At 59.4% G+C, this 13,458-nt stretch carries 14 protein-coding genes and 1 tRNA gene; 5 read left to right on the top strand and 10 right to left on the bottom strand.

All coding sequences use genetic code 11. From position 1 onward, the window contains the following. Nucleotides 1-17 precede the first annotated feature (17 nt). From ACIOTL_RS11585 to ACIOTL_RS11575, 3 genes are all read left to right on the top strand, one after another. On the top strand, nucleotides 18-734 hold the full coding sequence (locus ACIOTL_RS11585; RefSeq protein WP_105657247.1) for a LytTR family DNA-binding domain-containing protein: 717 nt from the start codon (nucleotides 18-20) through the stop codon (nucleotides 732-734). Nucleotides 735-859: 125 nt separating this feature from the next. Beyond that, on the top strand, nucleotides 860-1,159 hold the full coding sequence (locus ACIOTL_RS11580) for a hypothetical protein (RefSeq protein WP_400342760.1): 300 nt from the start codon (nucleotides 860-862) through the stop codon (nucleotides 1,157-1,159). Then, nucleotides 1,152-2,627 (top strand): cation acetate symporter, encoded by a 1,476-nt coding sequence (locus ACIOTL_RS11575; protein ID WP_400342758.1) that lies wholly within the window; start codon nucleotides 1,152-1,154, stop codon nucleotides 2,625-2,627. The genes ACIOTL_RS11580 and ACIOTL_RS11575 overlap by 8 nt, the downstream gene beginning before the upstream one ends. On the opposite strand, the gene ACIOTL_RS11570 is transcribed toward ACIOTL_RS11575, so the two are convergent. Further along, the gene (locus tag ACIOTL_RS11570; protein ID WP_400342756.1) at nucleotides 2,624-3,574 is read right to left on the bottom strand and encodes a DMT family transporter; all 951 of its coding nucleotides are present in this window, start codon (nucleotides 3,572-3,574) and stop codon (nucleotides 2,624-2,626) included. The two genes, ACIOTL_RS11575 and ACIOTL_RS11570, sit on opposite strands and share 4 nt — an antisense overlap. Before the next feature lie 39 nt (nucleotides 3,575-3,613). On the opposite strand from ACIOTL_RS11570, the gene ACIOTL_RS11565 reads away from it, so the two are divergent. Continuing rightward, nucleotides 3,614-4,117, top strand: coding sequence for a MarR family winged helix-turn-helix transcriptional regulator (locus ACIOTL_RS11565; RefSeq protein ID WP_400342755.1), 504 nt, complete (start codon nucleotides 3,614-3,616; stop codon nucleotides 4,115-4,117). Between the two features lie 104 nt (nucleotides 4,118-4,221). Here the strand turns inward: ACIOTL_RS11565 and ACIOTL_RS11560 are convergent, their stop codons facing one another. From ACIOTL_RS11560 to rpsB, 6 genes are all read right to left on the bottom strand, one after another. Next, on the bottom strand, nucleotides 4,222-4,794 hold the full coding sequence (locus ACIOTL_RS11560) for a DivIVA domain-containing protein (RefSeq protein ID WP_105657242.1): 573 nt from the start codon (nucleotides 4,792-4,794) through the stop codon (nucleotides 4,222-4,224). Nucleotides 4,795-4,943: 149 nt separating this feature from the next. After that, nucleotides 4,944-6,500, bottom strand: a complete 1,557-nt coding sequence (locus ACIOTL_RS11555) for a phosphatidate cytidylyltransferase (protein WP_332486626.1) — start codon at nucleotides 6,498-6,500, stop codon at nucleotides 4,944-4,946. Then, entirely contained in the window at nucleotides 6,500-7,057 is a 558-nt protein-coding gene (gene frr, locus ACIOTL_RS11550; RefSeq protein WP_105657241.1) for a ribosome recycling factor, read from the bottom strand. The genes ACIOTL_RS11555 and frr overlap by 1 nt, the downstream gene beginning before the upstream one ends. 78 nt (nucleotides 7,058-7,135) lie before the next feature. Continuing rightward, nucleotides 7,136-7,858 (bottom strand): UMP kinase, encoded by a 723-nt coding sequence (gene pyrH, locus ACIOTL_RS11545; protein WP_105657240.1) that lies wholly within the window; start codon nucleotides 7,856-7,858, stop codon nucleotides 7,136-7,138. 204 nt (nucleotides 7,859-8,062) lie between these two features. After that, the gene (gene tsf, locus ACIOTL_RS11540; protein ID WP_105657303.1) at nucleotides 8,063-8,899 is read right to left on the bottom strand and encodes a translation elongation factor Ts; all 837 of its coding nucleotides are present in this window, start codon (nucleotides 8,897-8,899) and stop codon (nucleotides 8,063-8,065) included. Between the two features lie 145 nt (nucleotides 8,900-9,044). After that, on the bottom strand, nucleotides 9,045-9,896 hold the full coding sequence (gene rpsB, locus ACIOTL_RS11535; protein ID WP_105661810.1) for a 30S ribosomal protein S2: 852 nt from the start codon (nucleotides 9,894-9,896) through the stop codon (nucleotides 9,045-9,047). 396 nt (nucleotides 9,897-10,292) lie between these two features. Here rpsB and ACIOTL_RS11530 point away from each other — a divergent pair, with 396 nt between their 5' ends. Further along, the gene (locus ACIOTL_RS11530; protein ID WP_400342753.1) at nucleotides 10,293-10,826 is read left to right on the top strand and encodes a M23 family metallopeptidase; all 534 of its coding nucleotides are present in this window, start codon (nucleotides 10,293-10,295) and stop codon (nucleotides 10,824-10,826) included. A 256-nt stretch (nucleotides 10,827-11,082) separates the two neighbouring features. Here the strand turns inward: ACIOTL_RS11530 and ACIOTL_RS11525 are convergent. The 3 genes from ACIOTL_RS11525 to ACIOTL_RS11515 form a co-directional block, all read right to left on the bottom strand. Further along, nucleotides 11,083-11,159: transfer RNA gene (locus ACIOTL_RS11525), tRNA-Ile, on the bottom strand. Nucleotides 11,160-11,258: 99 nt separating this feature from the next. After that, the gene (locus tag ACIOTL_RS11520) at nucleotides 11,259-12,446 is read right to left on the bottom strand and encodes a glycosyltransferase (RefSeq protein ID WP_105657237.1); all 1,188 of its coding nucleotides are present in this window, start codon (nucleotides 12,444-12,446) and stop codon (nucleotides 11,259-11,261) included. A gap of 51 nt (nucleotides 12,447-12,497) precedes the next feature. Beyond that, nucleotides 12,498-13,409, bottom strand: coding sequence for a DMT family transporter (locus tag ACIOTL_RS11515; RefSeq protein ID WP_105657236.1), 912 nt, complete (start codon nucleotides 13,407-13,409; stop codon nucleotides 12,498-12,500). Nucleotides 13,410-13,458: the final 49 nt, after the last annotated feature.

The following is a 13,458-nucleotide window of genomic DNA, read 5'->3' as shown; positions in this document are numbered from 1 at the left end:
AACGGTAGAATTTTCGCATGATTAACGTGGTGGTCGCCGATGATGAACTTCCAGCGGTAGAAGAAATCGCTTTTCTGCTCAGCCAGGATTCCCGCATCGGGAAAATTCACCGCGCCACCTCTGGTGCCGCGGCGCTGAAGGCGCTGGAGGAAAATACTGTCGACGCACTTTTCCTCGACATCCACATGCCGGCTTTGTCAGGCCTGGACATTGCCCGCGTCATCTCCCGCTTCACCAATCCCCCACTGATTGTTTTTGTCACCGCCGATGAAGATCAAGCGCTGCAAGCATTCGAGTTGGCCGCCATCGACTACGTGCTCAAGCCCATTCGCCCCCAGCGACTGGCCGAATCAGTTCGCCGCATCTGCGAGCTGGTCGAGGAGACCCCTGCCAAGCCGGAAATGATCACGGTGGACCAAGGAGGCATCACCAAGCTGATCCCTCGGGCGGATATCGCCTACGTGCAGGCCCAGGGAGACTATGCCCGGCTGCACACCAAGGATTCGAGCTATCTCATCCGGGTTCCGCTCAACGATCTGGAACAGCAGTGGGGCGAGTCCGGGTTCGTTCGGATCCACCGTTCCTACCTGGTGTGCATGGATAAGATCGAAACCGTTCGCTTGCAGACCGGCAAGGCCGCTGTGCTGGTCAACAGCACCGAACTTCCGATTTCTCGTCGCGCGTTGCCATACCTGCGGGAACGCTTGGCTGCCAACCGCGTCCGCCCGCTGTAGGAAGCTGCTGGCCTTCCGTGGAGCACCTTCCCCAAGACAACAGCCGGCGAGAGCCCCTCATGCCCGGACGGTTCGCTGAGCAGCGTCCAAAACGCGTGCGTGTCCAGGCTCCGCAGGATGCATCCTTGACTGTCTCGCCCCACCGTCCCGAGCACACAGCAGAAGAATTCTATGTCCGCCAGCTGATCCGCTCCCAGCTGCGGCTGGCCTGCGCCGTGGCGGCGGGCCTGCTGGCGATGCTGGTAGGCATCAGTGCATTGCTCGTCTTTTGGCCGGTCTTCGAGGACATCCACCTGCTGGGCCTGCCCCTGCCATGGTGGGTTTTGGGCATCGGCATGTATCCACTGATCATCGTGGCCGGAATGCTCTACAACAGGGCTGCGGGACGCAATGAAGAACGGTATCGGAGCATCAGCCGTGGCTAGCTTGCTATCCGTTTCCTCCCTGGTGATCGTTTGCCTCACGACCATGCTGATTGCCTTCCACGGCTTGCGCCTGTCCCGTACGACTTCCGACTTCTACGTAGCTTCACGCACCGTACGCCCGTGGTGGAATGCCTCTGCGATTGGCGGCGAATACCTGTCGGCAGCTTCGTTCTTGGGCGTTGCCGGACTGATTGTGCTCTCTGGGCAATCAGGTTTGTGGTTCCCCATCGGCTACACCGCAGGCTACTTGATGCTGCTCCTGTTTGTTGCCGCTCCCCTGCGACGGTCCCGGGCATACACAATTCCCGATTTCGCGCAGATCCGTTTCGAAGGCTCGCCGATGCTGCGGAAAATCACCACCTATCTGGTGGTGGTGATCTGCTGGCTCTATATCGTTCCGCAAATGCACGGAGCAGCCCTGACCCTATCCATCGCTACCGGATTCCCGAGTTGGGCCGGTCCGGTCATTGTCGCCGCGGTTGTCTGCGTGACGGTGCTATCCGGCGGGATGCGCTCGGTGACCTTCGTCCAGGCCTTCCAGTACTGGTTCAAGCTGGCGGCATTGGTTATTCCCACGATCTTCCTGCTGGGGCGGGCCATCCCCGAGCATTCGGCATCCGGGCATGCCCAGGCCCTGTATGCGCAGCTGGAGTCCGTGAACGCGATGAACCTCTACGAGACCGTATCCATCATCTTGGCATTGCTCTTTGGCACCCTGGGGCTTCCGCATGTGCTGGTGCGCTTCTACACGAACCCCACAGGCCAGGCTGCGCGTACCACCACGGTGATTGTGCTGTGCCTGCTCTCCGCGTTCTACCTCTTGCCGACGACTTTGGGCGTGCTGGGCTTGCTCTACACCCCGGAGCTCGGTGCCACCAATGAAACCGATGCCACCATCCTGCTCTTGCCCGGACGCCTCTTCGACGGATTCCTGGGCGATGCTTTGACCGCAATTGTCGTCGGTGGCGCATTCGCTGCTTTCCTCTCCACCACCTCCGGTTTGGTGGTATCCCTGGCTGGTGCGCTGTCCCAGGAATTCTTCTCGGGTACCGTGCGGGGCTTCAGGATCTCTACCGTGCTGGCCACCGCCCTGCCCGTCCTGGTCGCGGTGGTGACCAATTCATTGGCCTTGGCGGGCGCCATTGGCAACGTCTTCGCCTTCACTGCATCCACGATCTGCCCGCTGCTGCTCTTGGGCATCTGGTGGCGTTCGCTGACCGCACGAGGTGCTGTTGCCGGCCTGCTGGCTGGCGGCATCTCCTGCGGACTGGCCTTGATGACCGGTGCCTTCCTGCCCCAAGAAGATGAGATCTGGATCCACCTCTTGCGCCAGCCTGCGGCGTGGAGCGTTCCCTTGGCCTTCGTGGTGATGATCTTCGTATCGCGCAGCACCAAGCGGAGCGTGCCCGCCAACGTTGAACGCGTCATGGCGTTGCTCCATGTCCCGGACTGGCGGGCGAAGTTCTAGCCAGTCTCCACGGATTCCCCGGCGGGCGCGTCGCGGCCAGATGCTTCGCGTGCCGAAGCTGATCTGCGCCGGGATCCCTTGGCCAGCCCCAGAAGGACTCCGCCGAGAACCAAACCCATCCCGATCAGGCTTTGGAGGCCGAGACTTTCCGCTGCCAGCAATGTTCCCAGCAGGACCCCTGTCACTGGATTGAGCAGGCCAATGAGGCCAACTGACGATGCAGGGAGATGGCGCAGCCCGGTGAACCAGGCAAGATAGGCAGCCGCGGTGGCAATGAGGCTGACATAGCCAAAGCCCGCCATCGCCTGCAGGTCAAGCTCAGGGGGTGCTCCATGCACGAACAGCGCGCAGGGGACCAGCACTGCCCCTCCGGCCACCAGCTGCCACGCGGTGACACGGATAATCGGCATCCCTTCGGACCATCGTTTGGTCAAGATGAACCCGGCACTGGATAGGACCATTGATACCAGCGACAAGGCGATCCCCAGGATATCGATGCCGGCCTGTGCATCGAATACCATGATGCCCACGCCGACGAAGCCCAAGAGGGCCCCAACCAAAGGCCAACGTGCAGGACGTTCACCGAGCAATAGCCATGCGAACAGCATGAGCACACCGGCAGAAATCGCCATGGTCGTAGCAGCGACACCCGATGGCAAAAGTTGCGCCACCACGTAGATCAGGGCAAAGAAGGCACCGATATTCAGCACTCCCAGAACCGCGGATTTCCACCACCAGCTGCCGTGCGGGAGTTTCCTGGCTAGCCCCAGCAATACCAAGCCCGCCGGCAATGCGCGGATCGCCGCGCCCCAGAGCGCTGAGGCGTCGGGAAGAAATTCCTTGGTGACATAGTAATTGGAGCCCCACGCGATCGGGGCTATCGCGGTCAGTGCTACCCAGCCCAGCATTCGAAGCCGGTGCCCCGCGGAATTCAAAGTATCTTCCATGGAAGATACTTTAGCTTCCTTGGAAGATATAATAAAGGCATGGAGCAAAACGACCACGTATCGCGCATTCAACAGCAGTGGGCAGAACAACGGCCGGATCTCGACCCAGCTCCCCAAGGAATCATCGGCCGGCTGCATCGCTTGGCTAATTACCTGACCGAGGAGCTCTGCACGGTTTATGCAGAGCATGGGCTGACCGAAGCCGAATTCGATGTGCTCGCGGCCTTGCGGCGGGCAGGAGAACCCCACTCCCTGGCCCCCGGCGAGCTGGCACAGCAGACGATGGTGACCACCGGAGCCATGACCAAGCGGCTCGACAAGCTGGTCAGCAACGGCTGGGTCGCCCGCGCGCTATCCGGTGACGACCGGCGTGGGCGCCGCATCTCCTTGACGGCTAGCGGCAAGAAGAAAATCGATGAAGCGTTTACCGCCCACATGCGCAACGAAAAGCGCCTCGTGGACCAGCTGCCCCCCGCTGATCGTCCTGTGCTCGAAGAAATGCTGCGAAACTGGTTGGCCCACTATGAACAAGCCCGGCCCTAGCCATATCGGCCAGCGCGTCGCCAAGAATGCAAAAAGCCGCGCAGGGCAGCGGGAAGAATTTCCCACTGCCCTGCGCGGCAATGCGTTTGCGCTGGAGACAGCTGCTAGTCGATCGAAGCCATCAGCTCGACCACGCGGTCAAGGAATGCATCGACCTGCGATTCCTCGTAGCCATCGGTTCCCTGCGAAGAGCGGAATTCCACGCGGCGTACGGTGTCGACGGCCATGGGCACGTCGTTCTCGAAATAATCGATGAGCTGATCGCATAGGCGATCGACGTCTTCGATGTTGTAGCTCGACGCGTTGGAACGCGACGGGCGACGGAAACGCTCACCCTTGGCACGGTGCAGGCGGCCACGCAGGATCGCGGCCAGGCGGCCTACCTGCTGCAGCCAGACCTCCTCGCCCTGATGGGCAATCAAGTCGTCGCGCTCGCGCTTGGCAAAGACATCTTCCAAGCGGTCCAGCGCACCATCGACTTCGCGGGCCTGGTAACCGCCCTTCTGCGGCGCAAAAGTGGTGCGGCGGATCAGGTGGCTGGTGACCACACTGTCGTCGTTTCCTCCACCGTTGAAGGTGGCGCGGGCACGGCTCAGGAATGCATCAACTTGCTTTGCGTTGTAGCCGAATTCCGAGTCCGGTACGCGGGAAAACGGAGCATCTTGCTGCTGCGACACGACAGTTCCTTTTTCTCTAGAGAGATATCAGTTGGGTACCCCGGTAAGGCGATACCCCTCATATTCTATTGGCTTGGGCCAATAGTTGGCTTAATGGCCACACCAGCCAGTGTATTCCAGTAGAGGATCACACCCGCTGGCGGGACCGGTCAGAAGACTTCGACGCTCCAAGCCAGCACATGCGAAATCACGTAGCCCAGAGGAATGACAAACAATATCGAGTCCAAGCGATCCATGATTCCGCCATGGCCCGGCAGCAAGTTGCTCATGTCCTTGATGCCCAATTCACGTTTGACCATGGATTCCGCGAAGTCGCCAGTGGTCGCGGCAATGGTGGTGAAGAACGCCAAGATGACGCCCGTCCACCATGGCATTTCCAGCCAGAAGTGCATTGCGCAAGCACCAATAGCCATCGAACCAATCATTGATCCGGCGAAGCCCTCCCAGGACTTTTTCGGAGAAATCTTTGGCGCCATCGGATGCTTGCCTATTAGCACACCCACGATGTAGCCGAAGGTGTCGTTGGCGACCGCGAGCAGCAAAAGCGTGGCAATGAGCCATTGGCCATTCTCGGAATCAAGAATCAGCAGGGCGAAGGAAAGCAGCAGCGGCACCCAGCTGATGATGAACACGCTGCTCATCACCGAGGCCACAGCACCCTTGAGTCCTTCCATGAGCCGGAAGAGCAGAGCGATGAGGATACAGGCAATGTAGCTGAAGCCAAGGGCTTCCACCCCGCCCCAAATGGCACTGACCGGCAGCAAGACCGAGGACAGGTACAACGGCAATTGAGGCACCGCGGTCTTGGCGTGAGTAGTAGCTCTCGCAACTTCCCAGCAGCCAATGCCGCTGAGGGCAATCAGCGCGATGACCAGCAATGGCTGCGACCACATCAGGCCAACGAGGACGACGCCGAGCATCAGCAAGCCTACGCCGATTGCCGCGGGCAGGTTGCGTCCGGCGCGCGATTTCTTCGGCTCCGGGGTTCCTATCAACAGCTCGGCAGGGATGTCTGCTTCTGCCGCGTCGGGCTGGCCGGTCTCGGCCAGGTCCGTGGAGTCGGAAACCGGTGGAGCAGGCACCTTGCCCTCGGCAGGCGCTGGATTCTGCGCCGCTGATTCGGCGTCCTGTTTGGTCGCTTCGCCCTTCGCTGGCATACCACCCTGGGCAGCTGGGGCCGCTAAGATCTTGGCTTTGCCGGGTTCCGCCGATTCTACGGGCTCAGCCGGTTCCTCGGCTGGTCCGGCCTGCTGGGCAGCTACCGGCCCCGGAGCCGCCACCGACTTGGACGTATCAGCCTTGAAGGCTGCCTTGGCACGCTCTTTCGCTTGCCCGGTATCAGCCGTAGCGGCTGCATCCTTGCCTGGGGAAGCCTCGGCTGCCGGGTTCGCGCCAGCCCCTGGCTGAGGGGTCGGCAAAACGCCATCGGTGCCGGCAACTTGCTCCACGGCTGGTGCCGGTGCTGGCGTGGCCATTGGAGCAGCTACCGGATTGGCCGGTTCAGTCGTGACCGGTTCTTGGATTCCAGTGGCAGGTTCTGGAGTTTCCCTAGCCGCGCGGTTCTTCATGAAACCGCGTTTTTTCCCCTTGGCGGCAGCCTCGCGCTGGGCACGAGCTTCACGTCGGGTCAGGGGCTGGGATTCTCCGGATGCCACTGAGGGCACCGCCGAAGCGTTGCCCTCAGTGTTGTCTGTCGAGCCTGGCATTAGACTTCCAGCAGCTCTGCTTCTTTTTTCTTCAAGATCTCGTCAACTGCGTCAACGTGCTTCTTGGTCAGCGCGTCGAGGTCCTTTTCTGCACGGGTGCCCTCGTCCTCGCCAATTTCGCCATCCTTGACCAACTTGTCGATGGAGTCCTTGGCCTTGCGGCGGTGGTTACGCAGCGCAACGCGGGCGTCCTCACCCTTGGCCTTGGCCAGCTTGACGTATTCCTTGCGGCGTTCTTCGGTCAGCACTGGAAGGACAACGCGGATCATCTTTCCGTCCGAAGATGGGTTTGCCCCAACTTCTGGATCGCCCAGAGCCTTTTCGATTGCGCGCATAGCGGTCACATCGAATGGGGTGATGGTGATGGTGCGTGCTTCTGGCACTGCGAAGGAAGCCAACTGCTGCAGTGGGGTCGGGGAACCGTAGTAGTCCACCATGACCTTCGAGTACATGCCTGGGTGGGCGCGACCGGTACGGATCGTCGCGAAGTCCTCCTTGGCGGCCTCAATGGTGCGTTCCATCTTTTCGGCGGTTTCCGCCAGCGTTTCGTCAATCACCGGTACTCCTCAAGTACTTCATCTGTGTTTCCGCTACGGGAAATTAAATCTACTTCAATCCTAAGCCACGATCACCGATTAGACGGTGACGGTGGTGCCAATCCGCTCGCCGCGAATTGCCGCGGCCACGTTTCCTTCGCCTTCCATGCCGAAGACCAGCATATTGAGCTTGTTGTCCTGGCACATGGTCATGGCGGTCTGGTCCATTACGCGGATGTCGTTGACCAGCGCGTCGCTGTAGGTCAAGGTCTCCAGCTTCTTGGCGGTCGGATCCTTCTTCGGATCCGCGGTGTACACGCCATCGACGCCCGACTTGGCCATCAGAACTTCGTCAGCATCGACTTCCAGGGCACGCTGCGCGGCCACGGTGTCGGTGGAGAAGTACGGCAGGCCTGCGCCAGCGCCGAAGATGACAACGCGGTCCTTTTCCATGTGGCGGATGGCACGGCGTGGGATGTAGTTTTCTGCGACCTGGGCCATGGCGATGGCCGACTGGACGCGGGTTTCGACGCCGCATTGTTCCAGGAAGTCCTGCAGTGCCAGGCAGTTCATGACGGTGCCAAGCATGCCCATGTAGTCTGCGCGCGAGCGGTCCATGCCGGAGGCCGAGAGTTCTGCGCCGCGGAAGAAATTGCCGCCGCCAACCACGATTGCGACCTCTACTTCGCCTACGGTTTCAGCGATCTGCTTGGCGATGCCGCGAACGGTATCCGGGTCAACGCCGATCTTGCCGCCGCCGAATACTTCACCGGAGAGCTTGAGCAGTACGCGGCGTCGTTTGGTTTCTGGGGTGCTTGGCATGAGGTGTCTTACTCCTGGAGGTCGGAATCAAGCTGGGGGTACTACTTCCCAGATCCCAAGCTATCGTGAGATCCGGGCTCAAGAAAAGGGAGGCGAGTCACCGAGTTTTCTCTCGGTGCTCACCTCCCTTTGATCTTGTGCACTCAGGTTGCCCTGAACGCGGTTCGCTTAATGCGTACGGCTAATGCTTAGAGCTGTAAAAGCTTAGGCACCAACGCGGAAGCGTGCGAAGGCAACTGGCTTGGTGCCAGCTTCTTCGAAGACCTTGCCTACGGACTTCTTTGCGTCCTTGGCGAAAGCCTGGTCAACCAAGACGATTTCCTTGAAGAAACCGGTCAGGCGGCCTTCAACGATCTTGGTGAGTGCAGCTTCTGGCTTGCCCTCCGCGCGAGCGGTTTCGTCTGCGATGCGGCGCTCGTCGGCAACCTTGTCAGCTGGAACCTCCTCGCGGGACAGGAAGGTAGGAGCCATTGCAGCGGTGTGGACAGCAACGTCGTGTGCGACGGTTGCGGCAGCTTCGCTGTCAGCGTCAACAGCCATCAGAACGCCAACCTGAGCTGGCAGGTCCTTGCTGGTCTTGTGCAGGTACGAAGCAACCTTGGCACCCTCGATGCGTGCAACACGGCGTACAACAACCTTCTCGCCGAGGATTGCGCCCTCTTCGATAACGATGTCGCCAACGGTCTTGCCGTCCAGCTCGTAAGCCAGCAGTGCTTCTGCATCTGCAGCACCGGAAGCCACAGCGGCATCCAGGACCTTGTTGGCCAGTGCGATGAACTTCTCGTTCTTGGCAACGAAGTCGGTCTCGCAGTTGATCTCGATCATGACGCCGACGTTGCCTTCAACCTTGGCAGCAACCAGGCCTTCAGCGGTCGAACGGCCTTCGCGCTTGGTAGCGCCCTTCAGGCCCTTGACGCGGATGATCTCGATGGCCTTCTCGGCGTCGCCGTTAGCCTCGTCCAGTGCCTTCTTAACGTCCATCATGCCGGCGCCAGTGCGCTCGCGCAGTGCCTTGATATCAGCAGCGGTGTAGTTTGCCACGTGCAATCCCATTCAGCTAGGAGTTTCAAGTTTATTTTGCTTATGGGACGGGTCGGATTTCCGGCCCGTCCCACAAGACTTGGTGAAGTTCACCCCGAGCTACACGCTAGTGGGCCCAGGCAAACTTCTGGAGTCACCGAGGTGACTACTTGGCTTCTGGTGCCTCAGTTGCATCGTCTGCAGCTGGTGCTTCAGTTGCAGCTTCTGCAGCTGGAGCTTCGGCCTTGGCCTTCTCGCCCTCAAGCAGCTCGCGCTCCCACTCAGCCATTGGCTCAGCAGCACCCTCGGTCTTGCCGGCAGCCTTGTTGTTCTTGGCGATGAGGCCTTCGGCCACAGCGTCAGCAACAACGCGGGTCAGCAGGTTGACGGAGCGGATTGCGTCGTCGTTGCCTGGGATTGGGTAGGTAACTTCGTCCGGATCGCAGTTGGTGTCCAGGATGGCCACAACTGGGATGCCCAGCTTCTGCGCTTCGTCGATAGCCAAGTGTTCCTTCTTGGTGTCAACGATCCAGATAGCGGAAGGGGTGCGGGTCAGGTTACGGATACCACCGAGGTTGTTCTGCAGCTTGGTCAGCTCGCGCTTCAGCAGCAGCAGTTCCTTCTTGGTGTGACCGGAGCCAGCAACGTCCTCGAAGTTGATCTCTTCCAGTTCCTTCATGCGCTGAACGCGCTTGGAGACGGTCTGGAAGTTGGTCAGCATACCGCCGAGCCAACGCTGGTTCACGTATGGCTGGCCAACGCGGTTAGCCTGCTCGGCGATCGATTCCTGAGCCTGCTTCTTGGTACCGACGAACAGTACGGTGCCGCCGTGGGCAACGGTCTGCTTGACGAACTCGTAAGCGCGGTCGATGAACGACAGCGACTGCTGCAGGTCGATGATGTAGATGCCGTTGCGCTCGGTGAAAATGAAGCGCTTCATCTTTGGGTTCCAGCGACGGGTCTGGTGGCCGAAGTGGACGCCGCTGTCAAGCAGCTCTCGCATGGTTACGACTGGCATGTCGCAACTCCTTTCAGCAGTGGCGGACCGGGCGCGCATGCGCCCGCGGTAACTGCTCTTGTTTGTTCGGGTTGATGCAGATAGCCATTGTGGATATCCGCCCTAGCATGAATACCGATAGATGCTTGGCATCTCGCCTTCGGTCCACCGATTCTCTCGGACCACTGGAACCTCAGGCCACAGCTCATGAAGCTGTGGATACTCATACGCGAAGTCAATCCCCTGCCCGACGCACCCAGTTTTGGACACACCTGTGACAGGACACTGCTGTTTCAAGTGTACTACAGAGAACTCAACGCTTTACACGGCGATATCGGTGATCTGCAGCCCATTCGCTTGCCCACAATTCGCTCTTCCAACTGCTCAAGATCCGGCTATTGGGTCCATCCTGAGAGGATGAAATCCAATTATCTAGTCGCCGGGCTGCAGGTTTTGCTGCTGGCCTTCAGTGGTCCTCCGGCCTCGCCCCTGACTGCGGCGCCACAACCAGTCCAAGCACAAGCTGCACTCGCCGCCGGCAACGGCTGGCGTTGGCCGCTAGCTGGCGAACCGGAAATTCTGGAGCCCTTCGATAAGCCGGAGGAGAATTGGCTTCCCGGTCATCGCGGCGTGGATTTGGCTGCCAGCTCCGGAGACTCGGTCTTCGCGCCCCAGCGCGGCCAAGTCGCCTTCGCTTCAGTGATCGTGGATCGACCCGTGCTGGTCATCGACCACGGTTCCGGATTCAAGACCAGCATCGAACCGGTAGCCGCCGGAGTCTCGGTGGGCGATTGGGTCGAGGCTGGCGCGAAGGTGGGACAGGTAGCAACCGGGGCGCACTGCTCGGGCCGATGCATTCACTGGGGCGTGCGGCTCGAAGGAGAATACATTGACCCGGTGTTGCTGATCCGCGACATGCGTCCATCAATACTCTTGCCGCTGCACGAATGACCGTGAAGGCTCCCAGGGGTGCACCATGAAGAGCCACGGTTACTGTCGCGGGTCTTGCAGACCGGATCCTCTGCGTGTTCTTGCCCCTGGCGAGAGCTCCATGCCGCGCAGCCGCGTGGCCTGTTCCTTGGACTGCCATGAGAGTTGCAAGTTGGCACCGCGCAATGGGCCGGGAACTGGCTTCTTCCAGTTTCCAGACCCCGGAACGAAAAATCGTCCAGCAGCTTTTTTGCATAAGCTGCTGGACGATCTTGTTTGGTAGGGAGTATGGGACTTGAACCCATGACCAAGGGATTATGAGTCCCCTGCTCTAACCAACTGAGCTAACTCCCCACATGGGCCCATCGCCGAAGCGGCGTAACCACACTCGAAATATTCTAGGGCATCACTAGCCGAAACACCGACTTGACGCACCCGATGACGATGAACCTATTAATGGGTGGAAACTTCGTGGCCGCGGTAAAGGGCTTCGAAGGAGTTCATTGTCTTTTCCTGCGCGTGGTTCTTCACCTTTTCGTGCCCGGCTTCACCCATCTTGGCACGGCGCTGCCCATCCAAGGCAAGAACCTGGTCTAGCTTGTTGGCCAGATCCTGCCGGTCTCCCGGCGTGAACATGTAACCATTGATGCCTTCGTCTACCAGGTGCGGCAGGGCCATCGCGTTGGCCAGAACGACGGGTTTGGAAGCCGAGAGTGCTTCCAGGGTTACCAATGACTGCAGTTCGGCCGTGCCTGGTTGGCAGAACACATCGCAACGCAGGTAGGCCTGGCGCAGTTGTTCATCACTTACATGCCCAAGGAAACGGACACGGTCTCGCAGCTGCAATTCGTCGGCGATCTTCTCCAAGTGAGCGCGTTGCTCTCCCCCGCCAACAATTTCAATGATGGCATCCGGCACCTGGCTCATTAAAGGCAATGCCTCGATGAGTTCATTGATGTTCTTCTCAACGGCAAGACGGCCTGCGAACAAGATCGTGGGGAACTCGTTTTTAATGATTTCTTCCCCTGCCGCCAGCTCGTAGTTGCCGATCTCGATCCCGTTAGACAGCGGAAGCACCCGGTTCAGTTTGGCACGCTCACGCATTGCCTTGGCCGCCAGTGGAGTCGGGGTCGTGACGGCGTCTGCCCGCCCAAAGATCTTCCCCATGTCTCTCCACGAATTCTGCGCGACAATTCGCTTGAACCACTGCGGGAAAGGCAGGAAGGGGTCAAGGTTTTCCGGCATGAAGTGGTTCGTGGCGATGGAACGAACCTTGTTCTTGCGAGCCCATCCGATCGTGCGCTGGCCAATCATATAGTGGCTCTGGGCGTGGACTACATCGGGCTTGATATCCGAGAGCAGCTTGCTGATCTGCCGATTGACTTCCCACGGGAACACGATGCGGAAGTACTCGTGGGTAGGTACCGAATGCGATTCCAGACGATGCACAATTGCTTCATCACGGATCTCGGTGTAGGTCTTGCCCTTATCTCCACGGGCCGCCAGCACATGCACCCGGTGGCCGCGTGCATGCATCGCAGTAGCCAACCGGTAGCAAAACATCGCTGCACCGTTGACGTCTGGCGGATAAGTGTCAGCAGCAATGACGATGGTCAGCGGTTTTTCCTTGGCCACGAGCATCCTTCGGCGTTCACACGCGTTGTAGTTTCTATTAAAATCTGCAGCTTCAGTCTATTTGGAATCAGGCATGGATTTTTCTGCTTCAGACTGGTTCCGGCGTTCAATAACATCCGGGTGATGTCTGGACAGTGCGGTCACACCGACGATAGCCAAACCAGCAGCCACCAGCATCAGCACGGTGACCAGTACCGGAACATCAGGACGCAGCTCCCCGAGGATGCCGATTCCAATGGCAATGCCAATTATTGGGTCAATCACCGTCAACCCTGCGATGACAAGGTCAGGAGGTCCCTTTGAGTAGGCCTTTTGCACAAAATACGAGCCGAGAAGGCCAGCTACAACTACCGCTAGGCCAGCCAGCCAAGGCAGCTGGACAAAGCTGCCGTCGCCGATATTCATCACGGCGATTGCAATGGTTCGAACCAGTACGGCGACGAATCCGAATAGAACGCCAGCACCGAGGATGAAGAAGAACGCACCGAGCTTCTTGTGGAAGAAGATGGTGGCCAATCCCACGATGGCAACGACTACCGCCAAGATCATTTCAATCAAGTGCGCTTCGTAGTCGTTTACCTCCTGGTTGCTGCTAGTGGCCGTGACGGCCAGAAGCACGAAGCCAACCGAACCCACCATGCAGCTGATGATCGCCAATACGGTGGGACGATTCATCGTCAGGTCGGTTTCCTTGGCATTGACCATCGCAGTGATCACCAATGCAATGGCACCAATTGGCTGCACCACCGTCAAGGGCGCGCTGGCTAGCGCGAAAACATTCAAGGCCATGCCAAGAGCCATCAGCCCCAGTCCGCTCATCCAGCGTTTATTGCGGGCCAGCTTCCCGACATTCTTAATTGTCAGGTCCAGACCGCCAACAGCACTGCGGACTGCCTGCGATTGGAAGTGCGCTCCAAAGGCAAGACAAAAGGCACTGCATAGTGCCGCTGCAATAGCGATCCAAACCATGTCAGTGCCTTTCTAGCCTAAGTTTTCATACGACGGGGCACGCGCACGC

The organism is Glutamicibacter sp. NPDC087673 (assembly GCF_044743255.1).
In the GTDB taxonomy this organism is placed as follows: Bacteria; Actinomycetota; Actinomycetes; order Actinomycetales; family Micrococcaceae; genus Glutamicibacter.
The sequence above is the reverse complement of the archived record's forward strand: the minus strand, read 5'-3'. Positions and strand labels throughout refer to the sequence as shown.